The organism is Streptomyces sp. TLI_55 (genome assembly GCF_900206255.1).
GTDB classification, from domain to species: domain Bacteria; phylum Actinomycetota; class Actinomycetes; order Streptomycetales; family Streptomycetaceae; genus Streptomyces; species Streptomyces aquilus.
Window position 1 is genome coordinate 5727330 of record NZ_OAOJ01000001.1, and the last position, 15400, is coordinate 5742729.

At 71.7% G+C, this 15400-nt stretch carries 15 protein-coding genes; 10 read left to right on the forward strand and 5 right to left on the reverse strand.

The genetic code is table 11. The annotated features are described in order from the left end of the window. The first annotated feature begins 173 nt into the window (after positions 1–173). Together purN and purH are read left to right on the forward strand one after the other, a co-directional pair. Entirely contained in the window at positions 174–839 is a 666-nt protein-coding gene (purN, locus tag CRP56_RS26490) for a phosphoribosylglycinamide formyltransferase (protein WP_179851120.1), read from the forward strand. Further along, positions 836–2410, forward strand: coding sequence for a bifunctional phosphoribosylaminoimidazolecarboxamide formyltransferase/IMP cyclohydrolase (gene purH, locus CRP56_RS26495; RefSeq protein ID WP_097268003.1), 1575 nt, complete (start codon positions 836–838; stop codon positions 2408–2410). Before purN ends, purH begins: the two co-directional genes overlap by 4 nt. Before the next feature lie 79 nt (positions 2411–2489). Here purH and CRP56_RS26500 read toward each other — a convergent pair whose 3' ends face one another. Next, on the reverse strand, positions 2490–3158 hold the full coding sequence (locus CRP56_RS26500) for a hypothetical protein (protein WP_097268005.1): 669 nt from the start codon (positions 3156–3158) through the stop codon (positions 2490–2492). A gap of 259 nt (positions 3159–3417) precedes the next feature. Here CRP56_RS26500 and CRP56_RS26505 point away from each other — a divergent pair, with 259 nt between their 5' ends. The 6 genes from CRP56_RS26505 to CRP56_RS26535 all read left to right on the forward strand — a co-directional run bounded on the left by CRP56_RS26505 (position 3418) and on the right by CRP56_RS26535 (position 9397). Further along, positions 3418–4272, forward strand: a complete 855-nt coding sequence (locus CRP56_RS26505) for a bifunctional methylenetetrahydrofolate dehydrogenase/methenyltetrahydrofolate cyclohydrolase (protein WP_097268007.1) — start codon at positions 3418–3420, stop codon at positions 4270–4272. Continuing rightward, on the forward strand, positions 4262–4729 hold the full coding sequence (locus CRP56_RS26510; protein ID WP_097268009.1) for a DUF3017 domain-containing protein: 468 nt from the start codon (positions 4262–4264) through the stop codon (positions 4727–4729). Before CRP56_RS26505 ends, CRP56_RS26510 begins: the two co-directional genes overlap by 11 nt. A 243-nt stretch (positions 4730–4972) precedes the next feature. Further along, positions 4973–5434 carry a helix-turn-helix domain-containing protein gene (locus CRP56_RS26515; protein WP_097268011.1) on the forward strand — a complete coding sequence of 154 codons (462 nt, stop codon included), beginning with the start codon at positions 4973–4975 and terminating at the stop codon, positions 5432–5434. Positions 5435–5775: 341 nt separating this feature from the next. Continuing rightward, positions 5776–6990, forward strand: a complete 1215-nt coding sequence (locus CRP56_RS26520) for a helix-turn-helix domain-containing protein (protein ID WP_097268013.1) — start codon at positions 5776–5778, stop codon at positions 6988–6990. Between the two features lie 353 nt (positions 6991–7343). Continuing rightward, positions 7344–8333 carry a malate dehydrogenase gene (locus tag CRP56_RS26525; RefSeq protein ID WP_097268015.1) on the forward strand — a complete coding sequence of 330 codons (990 nt, stop codon included), beginning with the start codon at positions 7344–7346 and terminating at the stop codon, positions 8331–8333. Positions 8334–8458: 125 nt separating this feature from the next. Further along, on the forward strand, positions 8459–9397 hold the full coding sequence (locus CRP56_RS26535) for a hypothetical protein (RefSeq protein WP_179851121.1): 939 nt from the start codon (positions 8459–8461) through the stop codon (positions 9395–9397). Here the strand turns inward: CRP56_RS26535 and CRP56_RS26540 are convergent. Beyond that, positions 9375–10778: an MFS transporter gene (locus CRP56_RS26540; protein WP_097268021.1), complete on the reverse strand. Its 1404-nt coding sequence runs from the start codon at positions 10776–10778 to the stop codon at positions 9375–9377. The genes CRP56_RS26535 and CRP56_RS26540 overlap by 23 nt on opposite strands. Positions 10779–10871: 93 nt before the next feature. Here CRP56_RS26540 and CRP56_RS26545 point away from each other — a divergent pair, with 93 nt between their 5' ends. Beyond that, entirely contained in the window at positions 10872–11798 is a 927-nt protein-coding gene (locus CRP56_RS26545) for a LysR family transcriptional regulator (RefSeq protein WP_097268023.1), read from the forward strand. Here CRP56_RS26545 and CRP56_RS26550 read toward each other — a convergent pair. Continuing rightward, positions 11793–12674 carry a GNAT family N-acetyltransferase gene (locus tag CRP56_RS26550; protein WP_097268024.1) on the reverse strand — a complete coding sequence of 294 codons (882 nt, stop codon included), beginning with the start codon at positions 12672–12674 and terminating at the stop codon, positions 11793–11795. The genes CRP56_RS26545 and CRP56_RS26550 overlap by 6 nt on opposite strands. A 12-nt stretch (positions 12675–12686) precedes the next feature. Further along, positions 12687–13667 (reverse strand): helix-turn-helix transcriptional regulator, encoded by a 981-nt coding sequence (locus tag CRP56_RS26555; RefSeq protein ID WP_097268026.1) that lies wholly within the window; start codon positions 13665–13667, stop codon positions 12687–12689. A gap of 138 nt (positions 13668–13805) precedes the next feature. On the opposite strand from CRP56_RS26555, the gene CRP56_RS26560 reads away from it, so the two are divergent. Further along, complete coding sequence (locus tag CRP56_RS26560; RefSeq protein WP_097268028.1) at positions 13806–14360, forward strand: DinB family protein; 555 nt, start codon at positions 13806–13808, stop codon at positions 14358–14360. Positions 14361–14427: 67 nt separating this feature from the next. Here CRP56_RS26560 and CRP56_RS26565 read toward each other — a convergent pair whose 3' ends face one another. Beyond that, entirely contained in the window at positions 14428–15183 is a 756-nt protein-coding gene (locus tag CRP56_RS26565; RefSeq protein ID WP_097268030.1) for a hypothetical protein, read from the reverse strand. Between the last annotated feature and the right edge of the window lie 217 nt (positions 15184–15400).

Genomic DNA, 15400 nt, shown 5'->3' on the forward strand with positions numbered 1-15400 from the left:
GCTGACATGAGCTTTCACTTCGGAAACGCACCGCACGACGACCACGTTCCCGAGTCGAGCCCTCCCAGACGCTACCTTCCGGCCACGCCCCCGTCCCGTGGGGGCCGTCCGGAGTGCCGGTATCGTTGCTGACGTTCGGCCGCTTCGTAGACTTCCCCGTATCCCGGGGCGCGATGCATTCGTACGAACGTACATACCGCATGTTCCCCGAGAAAGGGCCCCCCGTGGCTAAGCGCCTTGTCGTGCTGGTCTCCGGTTCCGGCACCAACCTCCAGGCGCTCCTCGACGCCATCACGGAGACCGGCGTCGAGGCCTACGGCGCCGAGATCGTGGCCGTCGGAGCCGACCGCGCGGGCATCGAAGGGCTCGCCCGGGCCGAGCGCGCCGGGCTGCCGACCTTCGTCACGCGGGTCAAGGACTTCGAGACGCGCGAGGAGTGGGACGCCGCACTCGCCGACGCCGTCGCCGCCCACGAGCCCGACCTGGTCGTCTCCGCCGGGTTCATGAAGATCGTGGGGAAGGAATTCCTCGCGCGGTTCGGCGGACGGTTCGTCAACACCCATCCCGCCCTTCTCCCCAGTTTTCCCGGCGCCCACGGCGTCCGTGACGCGCTCGCGTACGGCGCCCGGGTCACCGGCTGCACCGTCCACTTCGTCGACGACGGCGTCGACACCGGACCGATCATCGCTCAGGGCGTGGTGGAGGTCCGGGACGAGGACGACGAAGACGCTCTGCACGAGCGCATCAAGGAAGTCGAGCGAAGGCTGCTCGTCGAGGTCGTGGGGCGGCTCGCCCGCAACGGCTATCGCATTGAGGGACGAAAGGTAGTTATCCAGTGACCGCCGAGAGCATCGAGAGCGGCAAGCGGGCCATCCGTCGCGCGCTCGTCAGCGTCTACGACAAGACCGGGCTCGAGGAGCTTGCCCGCGGCCTGCACGAGGCCGGCGTCGAACTCGTCTCCACCGGATCCACCGCGGGCCGTATCGCCGCCGCCGGCGTCCCCGTCACCAAGGTCGAGGAGCTCACCGGCTTCCCCGAGTGCCTGGACGGCCGGGTCAAGACCCTGCACCCGCGCGTGCACGCCGGCATCCTCGCCGACCTGCGCCTGGAGGACCACCAGCGGCAGCTGGCCGAGCTGGGCGTCGAGCCGTTCGACCTGGTCGTCGTGAACCTGTACCCGTTCCGCGAGACGGTCGCCTCCGGCGCCTCGCCCGACGAGTGCGTCGAGCAGATCGACATCGGCGGTCCCTCGATGGTCCGCGCGGCGGCGAAGAACCACCCGTCGGTGGCCGTCGTCACCAGCCCCGCCCGGTACGCGGACGTGCTGAACGCCGTCCAGGACGGCGGCTTCGACCTCACCACCCGCAAGCGGCTCGCCGCCGAGGCCTTCCAGCACACGGCGTCGTACGACGTGGCCGTCGCCTCCTGGTTCGCCTCCTCCTACGCGCCGGTCGACGAGTCGCGGTTCCCCGACTTCCTCGGCGCCACCTGGGAGCGCGAGAACACCCTCCGCTACGGCGAGAACCCGCACCAGCCGGCCGCCCTCTACGTGGACGCCTCCGGCGCCGGGCTGGCCAAGGCCGAGCAGCTGCACGGCAAGGAGATGTCGTACAACAACTACACGGACACGGACGCCGCCCGCCGTGCCGCGTACGACCACGACGAGCCGGCCGTCGCGATCATCAAGCACGCCAACCCGTGCGGCATCGCGGTCGGCGCGGACGTCGCCGAGGCGCACCGCAAGGCGCACGCGTGCGACCCGCTGTCGGCGTTCGGCGGCGTGATCGCCGTGAACCGGCCGGTCAGCAAGGAGATGGCCGAGCAGGTCGCGGAGATCTTCACCGAGGTCATCGTCGCCCCGGACTACGAGGAGGGGGCCCTGGAGGCCCTCGCCAAGAAGAAGAACATCCGGGTGCTGAAGGCCGCGGGCGCCCCCGCCAACCCGGTCGAGGTCAAGCCCGTCGACGGCGGCGTGCTCCTCCAGGTCACCGACCGCCTCCAGGCCGACGGCGACGACCCGGCGAACTGGACGCTGGCCACGGGTGAGGCGCTGTCCGACGCCGAGCTCGCCGAGCTGGCCTTCGCCTGGAAGGCCTGCCGTGCGGTCAAGTCCAACGCGATCCTCCTCGCCAAGGACGGCGCCTCGGTCGGCGTGGGCATGGGCCAGGTCAACCGGGTCGACTCCGCGAAGCTGGCCGTCGAGCGGGCCGGTGCCGAGCGCGCGCAGGGGTCGTACGCGGCCTCCGACGCGTTCTTCCCCTTCCCGGACGGCCTGGAGATCCTCGTCGAGGCCGGCGTGAAGGCGGTCGTCCAGCCGGGTGGTTCGGTGCGCGACGAGCTGGTGGTCGAGGCGGCGAAGAAGGCCGGCGTGACGATGTACTTCACGGGGACGCGGCACTTCTTCCACTGAGCCGCACACGCGTGACGGGGCCCGCCGGTCGTGAACCGGCGGGCCCCGTCACGCGTCCCGAGGAAAGGCCGCTGACCGCTCAGTAACGCGGCCGCGCGAACCAGGCCGTGCCGCTCGGTACCACCGGCGCGGCCGTGATGATCGCGCCGAACACGACCCACAGCAGCGGGAAGATGACGGCTGTGGCCAGGCCGGAGTCGAGCCCCGCGAACAGGGCGATCAGACCGAAGATGGTGCCCAGGGCGCCGTAGATCACGGTGGTGATGCGGACGCCCTGACCGCCCCTACCGAACTTCACGCCGAGCGTGATGGACAGGGTGGCGAGACCGAGCGCGATCAGCGCGACGAGCACGAGCACGCCGGTCGCGATGTGACCGCCGTCGCCGATCGCGCTGAACGGGTCGTCGGAGGACGAGCTGAAGTCGTCGGCCGCGTCGGAGACGTCGTTGGCGATCGCAGCGAGGTACAGCCAGATCAGGCCGACGACGATCTGCACCGCGGAGATGATGTAGAGGAAGACGCGGGCCGTCACCAGGAGGCCCGGCATCGACTGCGGCACCATGTTCGCGCCCGGGTAGCCGGGGTACGCGGGTGCCTGCGGGTAGGCGCCGTAGGGCTGTTGGGGAGCGCCGTAGGGCTGCTGCGGCGGGACGCCGGGCGGGGCCTGCTGGGGGTAGCCGTAACCGGGAGCGGCCGGCGGCTGCTGGGGCGGGGGCCCGTAGGGGTTGTGCGGATCGCCGAAACTCATGGCGGGGTTTCCTCCGTTTGCCGAATGTGCGGGGACGACGAGCGGCACGCTCGGAGGAAGGTTCAACAGATGCGGTTCGTCCCCCCGGTACAGCCCGCGGCACTGTGGCGTCAATCGTTCTTCAGTGGCTGGTTCCTTGTCCAGCCGCATTCCACAGGTGTTGTGCAAGTGCAACAGAACCGATCATGGTCGGATACGACGGACAGTCCCCCGGGACCCGGATTGGAACCGGGGGCCGGTCATCCGCGAGGATGGGGGCATGACCGCCCAGATTCTCGATGGCAAGGCCACCGCAGCCGCGATCAAGTCCGATCTGACCGCCCGCGTGGCGGCGCTGAAGGAGAAGGGCGTCACGCCCGGCCTCGGCACGATCCTCGTCGGGACCGACCCCGGCAGCCAGAAGTACGTCGCCGGCAAGCACCGCGACTGCGCGCAGGTCGGCATCGCCTCCATCCAGCGTGAACTGCCGGAGACGGCCACGCAGGAGGAGATCGAGGCGGTGGTGCGGGAGCTGAACGAGGACCCCGCCTGCACCGGTTACATCGTCCAGCTGCCGCTGCCCAAGGGCATCGACGAGAACCGCATCCTGGAGCTGATGGACCCGGACAAGGACGCCGACGGTCTGCACCCCATGAACCTCGGCCGTCTGGTGCTCAACGAGCCGGCCCCGCTGCCCTGCACCCCCAACGGTGTCCTCACCCTGCTGCGCCGGTACGGCGTCGAGATCAAGGGCGCCGAGGTCGTGGTCGTCGGCCGCGGTGTCACCATCGGCCGCCCGATGCCGCTGCTGCTCACCCGCCGCAGCGAGAACGCCACCGTGACCCAGTGCCACACCGGCACCCGCGACCTGTCCGCGCACCTCAAGCGCGCGGACATCATCGTCGCCGCGGCCGGCTCCGCCCATCTGATCCGCCCGGAGGACGTGAAGCCGGGCGCCGCCGTCCTCGACGTCGGTGTCTCGCGCAGCGCCGACGGCAAGATCGTCGGCGACGTCCACCCCGATGTCGCCGAGGTGGCCGGCTGGATCTCCCCGAACCCCGGCGGTGTCGGCCCGATGACCCGGGCCCAGCTGCTGGTCAACGTGGTCGAGGCGGCGGAGCGCAGTGTCGACTGACCGCGAGCCGAACGACATCGAGGTCCGGGACCCGATCAGCGCGCCCGACGTCGATGGCCAGCCGCGCCGGACGACCCGCCGCTTCCCGCTGTTCACCCGGGACACCGCCCGTCCCGAGGGCGGCGGCCGGGCCGCGCCGAGTGACGCCCCGGCGCCCGCCCGGCAGTGGCCGATCCTCGCCGTGCTGGCCACGGTAGCGGTCGGCCTGCTGGTGATCGCGACCGACCACTTCCGCGTCGGCTCGCTGCTCATCGGCGCCGGGCTGCTGGCCGGTGGCGTGCTGCGCTGGCTGCTGCCGGACGTCGGCATGCTCGCGGTGCGCTCCCGGTTCACCGACATCGTCACGTACGGCGTGCTGGGCGCCGCGATCGCGCTGCTGGCGATGATGGCCCAGCCGGACCCGTGGCTGGTCATCCCGTTCCTGAAGGACGCGCTGCACTTCACGGTCAGCAGCTGATCCCCCGGCCGGTCACCGGCTGATCCCCGCGCCTCATGACGGCGGTCCGTCCCCTCCCCCGAGGAAGGACGGGCCGCCGTCTGCGTCAACCCTGGTGCACGACGAAGTCGCTGTTCAACGCCTGTCAGCGCGCTGTGCCGCGGAAGTGACCATTCCGCTACGGTGTCCGGGCCCTGTCACGGCGGGGCGGGTGCGGGGAACCGATCACCGGCCGGGTGTCGTCCGACACCGTGGAGGTGAGCGATGGGCGCCTGGCAGTCGCTGCCGGAGGATCTGCCGCCGGAGGTGCGGCACTTCGTGGAGCAGCTGCGGCGGCTGAAGGACGCGACCGGCCTCAGTCTGGCCGCACTCGGCGCGCGCACCGCGTACAGCAAGTCCTCCTGGCACCGCTATCTCAACGCGACGCAGCCGCCGCCCCGGCAGGCCGTCAGCGCGCTGTGCCGGATCGCCGGGCTCGGCGGCCCGGAGGCCGAGCGCGTCGGCGTCCGCTGGGAACTCGCCGTCCAGGCCTGGCCCCGCCCGGCGACGGCCCCCGAACAGCCCGCGGGGGCCGAGGAGTACGAGGACGATCCCACGCTGCCGTGGTGGGAGGAACCGCCGCCGTCGAAGGGACCGCGAGGCGCCAACCGGATGCTGCTGGCCGCCGTACTGCTGCTGTTCGTACTGGTGCTCGTCGCGGGCGTCGGTGTCGTGGTGCTTGGGTGAGCTTCGCACCGGAGTGGCGCACGTTACGGACGGTGTGCGCCCCATGTGTCGATGTGTTGACAACTTCGCGGATTTGCAACGAACTCGTTCGATGAGGGCGTTAGCGTGACCGATCGGGACGGTCCGGGACGTCCCGTGGCTGAAAGACTGGACCGTGGCCGGGTCGGCGTGCAACGGTGCATGCCCTCGGCCCCGATGCACCCGTGCGCCCCCACCCCGGGAACTGAGATCCTTGTCGGGCGCATCCCTGTGGGTAGCCAGACGGGGACTCGGCAGAGGGCACCACGCACGGGGAAACGCAGCAAGAGCCAGCACGACCGGGGGGAAAGAGGGGGGAAGCAATGCCTCGTTGGAGGGCCTTGCCGGATGAACTGGATCCGCAGGTCAGGGAGTTCGCCAGCCAGCTGCGGAGACTCGTGGACCGCAGCGGACTGAGCATCGCGGCGGTGGCCGACCGCACGGGTTACAGCAAGACGTCCTGGGAGCGTTACCTCAACGGCAGGCTGCTCGCGCCCAAAGGCGCGATCGTGGCGCTCGCCGAGGTCACGGGTACCAATCCCATCCATCTGACCACGATGTGGGAGCTCGCCGAGCGCGCCTGGAGCCGCTCGGAGATGCGCCACGACATGACCATGGAGGCCATCCGGATCTCCCAGGCGCGCGCCGCGCTCGGGGAGTTCGGGGCGCCGCCCGTCAATGCCAAGGGCAGCAAGACGGCCCGCAGGAGCGGCAGCGCCACGGCGACGCCGGGGGTGGCCGGGCCCGCGGGCGTGGCACCGACGGTGCCGCCGCAGCCGGCCTCGCCGGAGGTGCGGGACTCGCCGGGCACGTCCACTGCGCCGGGCTCGCGCGGTGAGTCGTCGCAGGCAAGCCGGGAGAGCGGCGTCAACTCCTGGGGGCTCGCCGGGTACGCCGGGCCCTCGTCGACGGGCGGACGCGCTCCCGACGGACCGGGACCGGCCTGGTCGCCGACCGCGCAGCCGTCGTACGGCGAACCCCCGCAGAGCCCGCGTCCGGCCGCCGCACCCGGCTCCGGCGCGCCCGGTTCCGGTGGGACCGGCGGCAAGCGGCGGCTGACGATGTTCCTCGCGGGGGTCGTCGGCGTGCTCGTCGTCATCGCCGCGGCGTACTTCCTCACCGACGGCGGCGGCGACAAGAAGAACGAGGGCGGCAAGGCCTCGCCGTCCCCGACCGCCTCCGCGCCCGCGAACCTGCCCGCCGGGGTCAAGTGCAGCGGTGACTCCTGCACGGGCAAGGACGCGGAGAGCATGGGCTGCAGCGGCGACCTGGTGACCACCGCCAAGACCGCCACCGTCGGCACCACGGTCGTGGAGGTCCGTTACAGCAAGACGTGCGGTACCGCGTGGGGCCGTATCACCGGCGGCGCGCAGGGTGACAAGGTCGCCGTGACCGTGGGCAAGGGCAAGCAGCAGACCGGCTCGATCACCACGGCGGGGGACACGATCGCGTACACCCCGATGGTGGCCGTGAAGGACGCGGGCGAGGCGAAGGCCTGCGCGACGCTGGCTGCCGGGAAGAAGGGGTGCACCCCGTAGTCGCCCGGGGCTGAAAAAATTCCGGGGACGCAGGCATGGCCGGACGAATCGTGGGCACGCGAACCGTACCCCCACGGGAGTCCGGCCAAGTCGGTACCCCCACTACGGCGGCCGCCTCGTTCCCCCTCTCCCGGACGGGCGGCCGCCGCTTCTTTGTGCGGGGCGCCGTGGGCGAGGCGGATTCCGGGTCGGCCACGCGGCTTTGTGGGGTGGGCCACAGGGACCCGGACGTCCGGCATCCCGGATGCGCGATAGCCTGACCGGTGGATCTCTTGATGCCGAGAGATCGATCATTTGTACGTCCGCACCCCAGGGCAAGGACGCCCACCGCCAGCTGTCATACGGAGAACGCCATGACCCGCACTCCCGTGAACGTCACCGTCACCGGCGCGGCCGGCCAGATCGGTTACGCCCTGCTCTTCCGCATCGCCTCCGGCCAGCTGCTCGGCGCGGACGTGCCGGTCAAGCTCCGCCTCCTGGAGATCACCCCGGCGCTCAAGGCCGCCGAGGGCACCGCCATGGAGCTGGACGACTGCGCCTTCCCGCTCCTTCAGGGCATCGACATCACGGACGACCCGAACGTCGCCTTCGACGGCGCCAACGTCGCCCTCCTCGTCGGCGCCCGCCCCCGCACCAAGGGCATGGAGCGCGGTGACCTCCTGGAGGCCAACGGCGGCATCTTCAAGCCGCAGGGCAAGGCCATCAACGACAACGCCGCGGACGACATCAAGGTCCTCGTCGTCGGCAACCCGGCAAACACCAACGCCCTGATCGCCCAGGCCGCCGCCCCGGACGTACCGGCCGAGCGCTTCACCGCGATGACCCGCCTCGACCACAACCGCGCGCTGACCCAGCTCGCCAAGAAGACGGGCTCCACGGTCGCCGACATCAAGCGCCTGACCATCTGGGGCAACCACTCCGCCACCCAGTACCCCGACATCTTCCACGCCACGGTCGGCGGCAAGAACGCCGCCGAGGTCGTCAGCGACGAGAAGTGGCTGGCCGAGGACTTCATCCCGACCGTCGCCAAGCGCGGTGCCGCGATCATCGAGGCCCGTGGCGCGTCCTCCGCGGCCTCCGCCGCCAACGCCGCCATCGACCACGTGTACACCTGGGTCAACGGCACGGCCGAGGGCGACTGGACCTCCATGGGCATCCCGTCGGACGGCTCCTACGGCGTCCCGGAGGGCCTGATCTCGTCCTTCCCGGTCACCACCAAGGACGGCCAGTACGAGATCGTCCAGGGCCTGGACATCAACGAGTTCTCCCGCACCCGCATCGACGCCTCCGTCGCCGAGCTGGCGGAGGAGCGCGAGGCGGTCCGCGCGCTCGGCCTCATCTGAGCCACGCGCTCCGCGTCACAAGCCTGCACGGGCCCTGTTCCGGTTTCATCCGGGGCGGGGCCCGCGCCCGTTTTCACCGCTACCGTCAAGAACGTTACCCGCCAAGGTGATTCGGGGGGTTCGCGATGAACGGCGGACGGCACGGGAACGGCTACAGCTCGGGTTCCGACGAACACGAGCACAGCGAGGACAGGGGCCAGGCGGCCTGGGGTGCGCAGGGGCAGGGCGGCGCCGGCGGGCTGCCGCCGTGGGCGTCGGCGGAGACACAGACGTCGTACACACCGCCGTCGTACACACCGCCTTCGTACACGCCACCGTCGTACACACCGCCGTGGGTGTCGCCCCCGGCCCAGCCGCCGCCACCGATCCAGCCACAGCCCTACGTCCAGCCGCCGCCGGCCCCTGGCCCGCGGCGCCTGCTGGTGATCCTCACCGCGATGGTCGTGCTGGGCTCGGGCGTCGGTGCCGGGGTCTGGTTCCTGACCCGTGACGGTGGGGTGGGCGCCGATGCCACGCCGGGGCCGAGCGTGGTCGTCACGACGTCCGCACCGACTCAAGCCTCACCGTCGGTCACCACCCTGGAATCGCCTCCCGCGTCGCCGACCCCCGCCCCCGGCTATCGCCTCGCCGACGACCCCGTCGGCTACTCGATCGTCGTCCCCGAGGGCTGGACCCGCAGACAGAAGCAGGGGGAGAAGGCCCCGGTGGTCTTCTACGACGCCCCCGACGACGGCCGCCAGCTGCAGATCTTCCGGCTGGCCGAGGCCGGCCCGGCCGAGTCCCTGCACCAGGCCGAGAACGACCCCGGCTTCGGCTTCGCCCACCAGCCCGGCTACCAGGCCCTCGAACGCGACGAGGACACGACCTGGTCGGAGCTCACTTACCGCTACGACGACGAGGACAAGGGCGCTCGGCAGGTGATCGACCATCGGTTCGAGGCGGCTGACGGCATGTACTACGCGATCCGCGCGAGCGGCCCCGAGGAGCTGTCCCCCGCCCTGGTCCGCGAACCACTCAGCATGGCACTGAGCTCGTTCTGCCCTACGGGACAGGTGTGTTCGTAGGCGTACGGGCCTCGGTGCGCACGGTCACCGGGGCCTTCGCCCGGCGATATCCCATGACGACCAACGCCGTCGCCGCCAACACCAGCGCGGCCACCGTGCGCAGGGCCGGGCCCATGCCGTGGGCGAGGTCGGGGTGGTGGGCGAGGGCGGTGCCGGTGACCGCCACGCCCAGGGCCGCGCCGAGTTCGCGGGCCGAGGTGCCGAGGCCCGAGGCCAGGCCCGCCTGGTGGGGTGCCAGGGACGTGGCCGTGGCGAGGGTGAGCGCGGGCATGGACAGGCCGGTGCCGACCGAGATCACCAGGAGCCAGCAGGCGTACAGGGCGTAGGGCGTTCCCGCGTCCGCCGTGGACGCGCCCAGCAGGCCGAGGCCGATGAGCGCGAGGCCGCCGCCGATCACCGCTCGGGGGTACGCCGTCCAGCGCGACGCCAGCTTCGGCACCAGCGCCATGCCGACGATCAGCGGCACGATCGCGACGCCGGTGACGGCGGGGCCGTACCCCTTCACGCCTTGCAGGTACTGCGAGTTGACGAAGAAGAGGGCGAAGAGGCCGAAGAAGCCGGTGGCCAGGCCCAGGGTGCCCGCGCGCAGCCGGGGGGACGTGACGAAGACGCGCGGGTCGATCAGGGGCCTGCGGGCGCGTCGGGCGTACGCCGTGAAGCCGGCCACCAGCAGGGCGCCCGTGGCGAAGACGCCGAGGATGCGCGGCGAGGCCCAGCCGTAGGTGGGGCCCTCGATGATGCCGAACAGGACCGCGAGCAGGCCCGCGGTGAGGAGCAGGGTGCCCGCCGGGTCGAGGGTGCTGTGCGGGGAGCGGGGTGTGCGCGGGGTGGTGACGGCGACGGCCGTCGCGAGGAGCGCGGCCAGCGGGACCATCGCCGCGAACAGGGCCCGCCAGCTGAGGAACTGGCCGGCCAGCCCGCCGCCGAGGTTGCCCAGCATGCCGCCGACACCGATCGCCAGCGTCCAGGAGGCCATCGCGCGGGCCCGCCCCTCGGGCCCCGCGAGATGCAGCAGGATCGACATCGTCGCCGGGGTGATCAGCGCGGCGCCCGTCCCGCACACCGCCCGGCCCGCGATCAGCAGCGCCGGGCCGGGGGCGAGGGCGCTGGTGGCGGCGCCCGCGGCGAACAGGGCGAGGCCGGCGAGGAGCGCGCCCTTGCGGCCGTACCGGTCGCCGAGCGCGCCCGCCGGGATGAGCAGGCCCGCGAAGGCGATGACGTAGGCGTCGACGGTCCACAGGATCTCGGTGTGCGAGGGATGCAGAGCGGACGAACTCAGCTGCGGGATGAGGAGGTTGACGGCGGCGACCATGCTCTGGGCGACCAGGACACAGGCGCAGACGGCGAGCAGGGTGGACCGTTTCAGGGCGTGCGAGGGCATGGCTCCTCCGGGGAGCGGGCGTTGGTCTGGGATGCGCTCTCACCGTAGGGTCGGAGGTGTCCTGCACTCCAGTGCAAGCTTTGCAAGGGATGGATGCGTGTGGCGCAATCCGGGAATCTGGATCTGAATCTGCTGGTCGCGCTCGATGTGCTGCTGGAGGAGCAGAGCGTGGGCGGCGCGGCCCGGCGGCTGCATCTGTCCGAGCCCGCCATGTCGCGCACCCTCGGCCGGATCCGCAAGGCGCTCGGTGACCCCGTGCTGGTGCGGGCCGGGCGGCAGATGGTGCCGACGCCGCGCGCGCTCGCCGTACGGGCCGAGGTGAGCGCGGTGGTGGAGCGGGCGCGGGCGTTGTTCGCGCCGGGGCAGGACACCGATCTGCGCACGGTGGAGCGGACGTTCACCATCCTCGGGCACGACGCCATCGCCGCCTCGCACGGCCCGGCCCTGTTCGCCCGGGCCGCCGCCGAGGCGCCCGGCATCCGCATCCGGTACCTCGGCGAGAGCCATGTCGACGCGCCGTTCCTGCGCGAAGGGACCGCCGACCTGGAGGTCGGGGTGGTGGACCAGACACAGCCCGAGGTGCATACGGAGACGCTGCTGGAGGACCGTATGGTCGGCGTCGTACGGGCCGGACACCCGCTGCTGGACGGGGAGTTGACACCGGAGCGGTTCGCGACGGAGGCCGACCATCTGATCGTCTCCCGGCGGGGCAAGCTGCACGGCCCGATCGACGCCGCGCTCGCCGAACTCGGTCTGAAGCGGCGGGTGGTGGGTTCGGTCGGGACCTATCCGTCGTCGCTGTTCGTCGTCCGCGACACCGATCTGGTCGGCCTGTCCACCACCTGGGCGCTGCCCCTGTCGCAGAGCCTGGGCCTGGTCACCTTCGATATTCCGCTCCAACTGCCGCCGCTGCGGCTGGGGTTGGCGTGGCATCCACGGCACGACGCCGATCCGGCCCATGCCTGGCTGCGCCGGACCGTACGGGAGTTGATGGCCGACTGGGCTGAAACGGGGTTATAGGCGCTTCTCGAACCAGTGGTCGGCGTAGACGTGATCCCCGTACGCCGGGATCTCGGTGTACCCGCACGCCCGGTACATCGCCTGCGCCTCGGTGAGGGTGGCGTGCGTGTCGAGGCGCAGGAGCACGAGGCGGCGCGCGGTGGCCTCGGCTTCCAGCGCGGCGAGCAGCCGGCGGGCCAGGCCCAGGCGCCGGGCGTCCTGGTGCACCCACACGTGCCGGAGCTCGCCGACGCCCGGCGTCAGGCGGCGCAGCGCCCCGCAGCCGACCGGGCGCCCCTCCTCGTACGCCACGAAGAACGCGCCGGCCTCGCCGGACACCTCCTCCGGGCCGACGAGGTCGGCCTTGTCGAAGCCCTCGGGGAAGCGGGCGTCGATGTCGGCGGCGTAGGCGTCCAGACAGGCGCGGGCGTCCGGGGCGGCGCCGTCGACGAGGGTGACCGTGATGGCCGCGAGGCGCAGCAGACGCTGGGCGGTGGCCATGGCCGCGGTCAGCTCGGTGCGCTGGTCGGCGGTGAGGCCTTCGAGGAGGCCGGCGGCGAGGGCGTTCGCCCGCCGGTTCTGCTCCTTCAGCTCGACCCGCCCGGCGGGGGTCGGTTCCACCATCCGCAGCCGGTTGTCGCCCGGGTGCGTGCTCAGCCGGACCAGGCCCTGAGCCTCCAGGGCCTTCGCCATCCGGCTCAGATAGCCGGCGTCCAGGCCGAGGCGGGTGCGCAGCTCGCGCAGGGAGGCGCCGTCCCCGATCTCGAACAGCAGCCGGGCCTCGCCGAGGGGGCGGTCCTGGCCGAGGTAGTGGTCGTCGAGGGCGCCGATGCGGCGGGTGAAGTAGCGGTTGAACCGGCGGAGGGTGGTGACGTGGTCCGCTGACACTGGGTCCATAGTTCTTTGACTTTAGTCAAAGGTTTCCGGTTCGGGAAGGGTGCGGTGCCCGGCCGCCGCCAGGAGGCTGCGCCCCAGTGCCTGCGCCGCCTCCCGCAGCTCCCGCGGAGCCACGATCCGGAACGCGACCGGGAGCTCCGTGAGCTGCCGGACGTACCACTCCGGCTCGTCCGTCGTCGCCAGCAGTCGGGTGGTGCGCGCGTCGAGCGGCTCGGCGCGGCCGAGGCTGCGCGGCAGCCACTGGGCGACGAGGTCGGCCGGGGCCTCGACGACGACCTCCACCTCGTACGACCAGCCCTCGGCGAGGTGCGCTTCGAGGGCGTCGAGCGGGTTGAGGTCCTCGGGTGGCGTGAACGTCCCCTCCAGGACGGTCACTTCGGTGACCCGGTCGACGCGCAGCACCCGGCGGGCGTGGGCGGTGTGCGACCAGCACAGCAGGTACCAGCGGCCGTGCCGGACGGCGACGGCCCACGGGTCGACCTCCATGGGGCGTACGCCCTTCGCGCCCAGGTCGTAGGCGACGCGGAGCCGGTGCCGGTCGGTGGCGGCCTGGACGAGGGCGAACGTGGTGGCGGGGTCGGGGGCGGTGGCTTCCGGGCCCTTGGTGTGCACCCGGCGGACGGCCTCCGCCGGGTGCGCGACCGGCGCCGGCAGCACCCGCACGATCTTGCCGAGCGCGCCGCCCACCGGGCCGGTCGGGTCGGCCGCGTCGTGGTGGCCTTCCAGTACCGCCATGACCAGCGCCAGCGCCTCCTGTGACGTGAACATCAGGGGCGGTACGCGCAGGCCGCGGCCGACGCGGTAGCCACCGTAGGGTCCGCGCGTGGACTCCACCGGGATGCCGGCCTCGCGCAGGATGCCCACGTAGCGGCGGGCGGCGCGTTCGGAGACGCCGAGGCGGGCGGCGAGGCGGTCGGCGGTGATGCCGGGGCTGTTCTGGAGGAGTTCGAGGGTGCGCAGGGCGCGGGCGGTGGGGCTGTCGTCGTGGGGCATGGGGGAGGCCGCCCTTGTCGTACCGGTCGGGGGTCCGGGGTGGGTTTCGGTCGGTGATGTTGTTGTCGGGTTCCGGTCGTGGATTCGCTGTCGGATTCCGGTCGTGGATCGTCCGGAATGGACCGTAGCGTGCTTCCCATGAGCGAGGAGATTCTTCTGGAGCCGCCCGTCGCGGGCAGCGAGGCCGACACCCTGATCGGGTCCCTGGAGCGGCAGCGCAGGACGTTCGCCTGGAAGTGCGAGGGGTTGGACGCGGCTGCCCTGCGGACCCGGCTCGCGCCCTCGGCGATCACACTGGGCGGGCTGCTCAAGCATCTGGCACTGGTGGAGGCCGACTACTTCACCTGGCGGCTGCTGGGGGAGGATCCGGGCGCGCCCTGGAACACCGTGGACTGGGAGGCGGAGTCCGGCTGGGAGTGGCGCTCGGCCGCGCAGGACACGCCCGAGCAGCTGTACGCGCTGTGGGGCGCCGCGGTGGACCGCTCCCGGGCCAATGTCCGCAGGGTTCTCGCGGAGGGCGGGCTCGATCAGCTCGCCCATTACACCGGCCGGAACGGGGACTCGCCGAGCCTGCGCCGCATCCTCGCCGACCTGGTCGAGGAGTACGCCCGCCATGTGGGGCAGGCCGATCTGATCCGGGAGTCGATCGACGGGCGGGTGGGGGAGGACCCGCCGGCCGGGTTCACCTACTGAGGGCCTTACCGGGGGCCTTGCTGACGGCCTTCGGCACTGGGGGCTTTGCTGAGGCCTTCGGTGTCCGTCACGCGTTCTGCAGCTCCTGCTCCAGCTTTCCCACGTCCACCGACTCGTCCGCGGAGGGCGTGGCCGTCGGAACCGGCTTGTCGTAGTCGGTGAAGGTCAGCGTGAGGTCGGTGCCGCCGCCGTGCTGGGTGGCCTTCACCAGCCGGTGCGGGGAGTCCGAAGTGACGTACAGGACCTCCTGCTTGCCGTCCTCCTTGCCCTTGAGTGGGATGACCTTCGCCCCGTCCACGGTCGTCTCGGCGCCCTTCGTCAGGGTCGTCCCGCCGTTCCCGCCGTTCCCGTCGCCCGCGACCTCCTTCTGGAAGGAGGTCAGATCGCAGGTGTCGGCCATGCCCTTGAGCATGGCGTCGCTGGTGGAGCCGTGGATGTACCGGTTCTTGAAGAGCTCGGCGACCGCGTCGCCCTGGCCGCCCGGCACCTGGGCCTTCCAGAAGTCGGCGTCCGGCTTCATCCACACCTCGTCGCCCTGTTTGACGATCTCCACGCTGCCGCCGTGCGCCCCCATCTCCATCGAACCCACGCAGTTGCCGTGCCGGTCGAGGGCGAGATCCATCGAGGTCGGCTGGGTGGTGCTGGTCCGCGTGTCGGTGCTGCGGTCGGTCAGCTTCAGATGGACGGACTTCGCGTGAAGGAGGTTGTCCTTCGCCTGGTCGGCGAGTTGCCGTGCGGTCAGGTCGCCGCCGTCGTCCGCGGCGATGAGGACCGGTGAGAGCAGCAGCGCCGCCGCGACACAGGCGAGTGCTTTTCCTGCCATGCGTCACCTCCGGGGTGCGCAGGTGATGGCCCCTGTGGTGGTCGTTGTGATGGCCGCCACGCGTGGGCCCATTCTCAGCGTACGATTCGCCCTATTTGCCCGCATGTTCAGTGATGCGGAGCACTTTCCAGCCTCGATTGCGCATGCAATGCGAGGGCGAGGGCAGGCGGTGACGGTCCCGCTGGGTGACATCCGTGTGACTCAGGGGAACGGAACA

What these genes read in the sequence shown, in the direction of transcription:
- purN (WP_179851120.1), top strand. Translation starts at nt 174, where the DNA reads ATGCATTCGTACGAACGTACATACCGCATGTTCCCCGAGAAAGGGCCC.
- CRP56_RS26500 (WP_097268005.1), bottom strand. Translation starts at nt 3,158, where the DNA reads ATGAGTTTCGGCGATCCGCACAACCCCTACGGGCCCCCGCCCCAGCAG.
- CRP56_RS26505 (WP_097268007.1), top strand. Translation starts at nt 3,418, where the DNA reads ATGACCGCCCAGATTCTCGATGGCAAGGCCACCGCAGCCGCGATCAAG.
- CRP56_RS26515 (WP_097268011.1), top strand. Translation starts at nt 4,973, where the DNA reads ATGGGCGCCTGGCAGTCGCTGCCGGAGGATCTGCCGCCGGAGGTGCGG.
- CRP56_RS26520 (WP_097268013.1), top strand. Translation starts at nt 5,776, where the DNA reads ATGCCTCGTTGGAGGGCCTTGCCGGATGAACTGGATCCGCAGGTCAGG.
- CRP56_RS26525 (WP_097268015.1), top strand. Translation starts at nt 7,344, where the DNA reads ATGACCCGCACTCCCGTGAACGTCACCGTCACCGGCGCGGCCGGCCAG.
- CRP56_RS26535 (WP_179851121.1), top strand. Translation starts at nt 8,459, where the DNA reads ATGAACGGCGGACGGCACGGGAACGGCTACAGCTCGGGTTCCGACGAA.
- CRP56_RS26540 (WP_097268021.1), bottom strand. Translation starts at nt 10,778, where the DNA reads ATGCCCTCGCACGCCCTGAAACGGTCCACCCTGCTCGCCGTCTGCGCC.
- CRP56_RS26545 (WP_097268023.1), top strand. Translation starts at nt 10,872, where the DNA reads ATGCGTGTGGCGCAATCCGGGAATCTGGATCTGAATCTGCTGGTCGCG.
- CRP56_RS26550 (WP_097268024.1), bottom strand. Translation starts at nt 12,674, where the DNA reads ATGGACCCAGTGTCAGCGGACCACGTCACCACCCTCCGCCGGTTCAAC.
- CRP56_RS26555 (WP_097268026.1), bottom strand. Translation starts at nt 13,667, where the DNA reads ATGCCCCACGACGACAGCCCCACCGCCCGCGCCCTGCGCACCCTCGAA.
- CRP56_RS26560 (WP_097268028.1), top strand. Translation starts at nt 13,806, where the DNA reads ATGAGCGAGGAGATTCTTCTGGAGCCGCCCGTCGCGGGCAGCGAGGCC.
- CRP56_RS26565 (WP_097268030.1), bottom strand. Translation starts at nt 15,183, where the DNA reads ATGGCAGGAAAAGCACTCGCCTGTGTCGCGGCGGCGCTGCTGCTCTCA.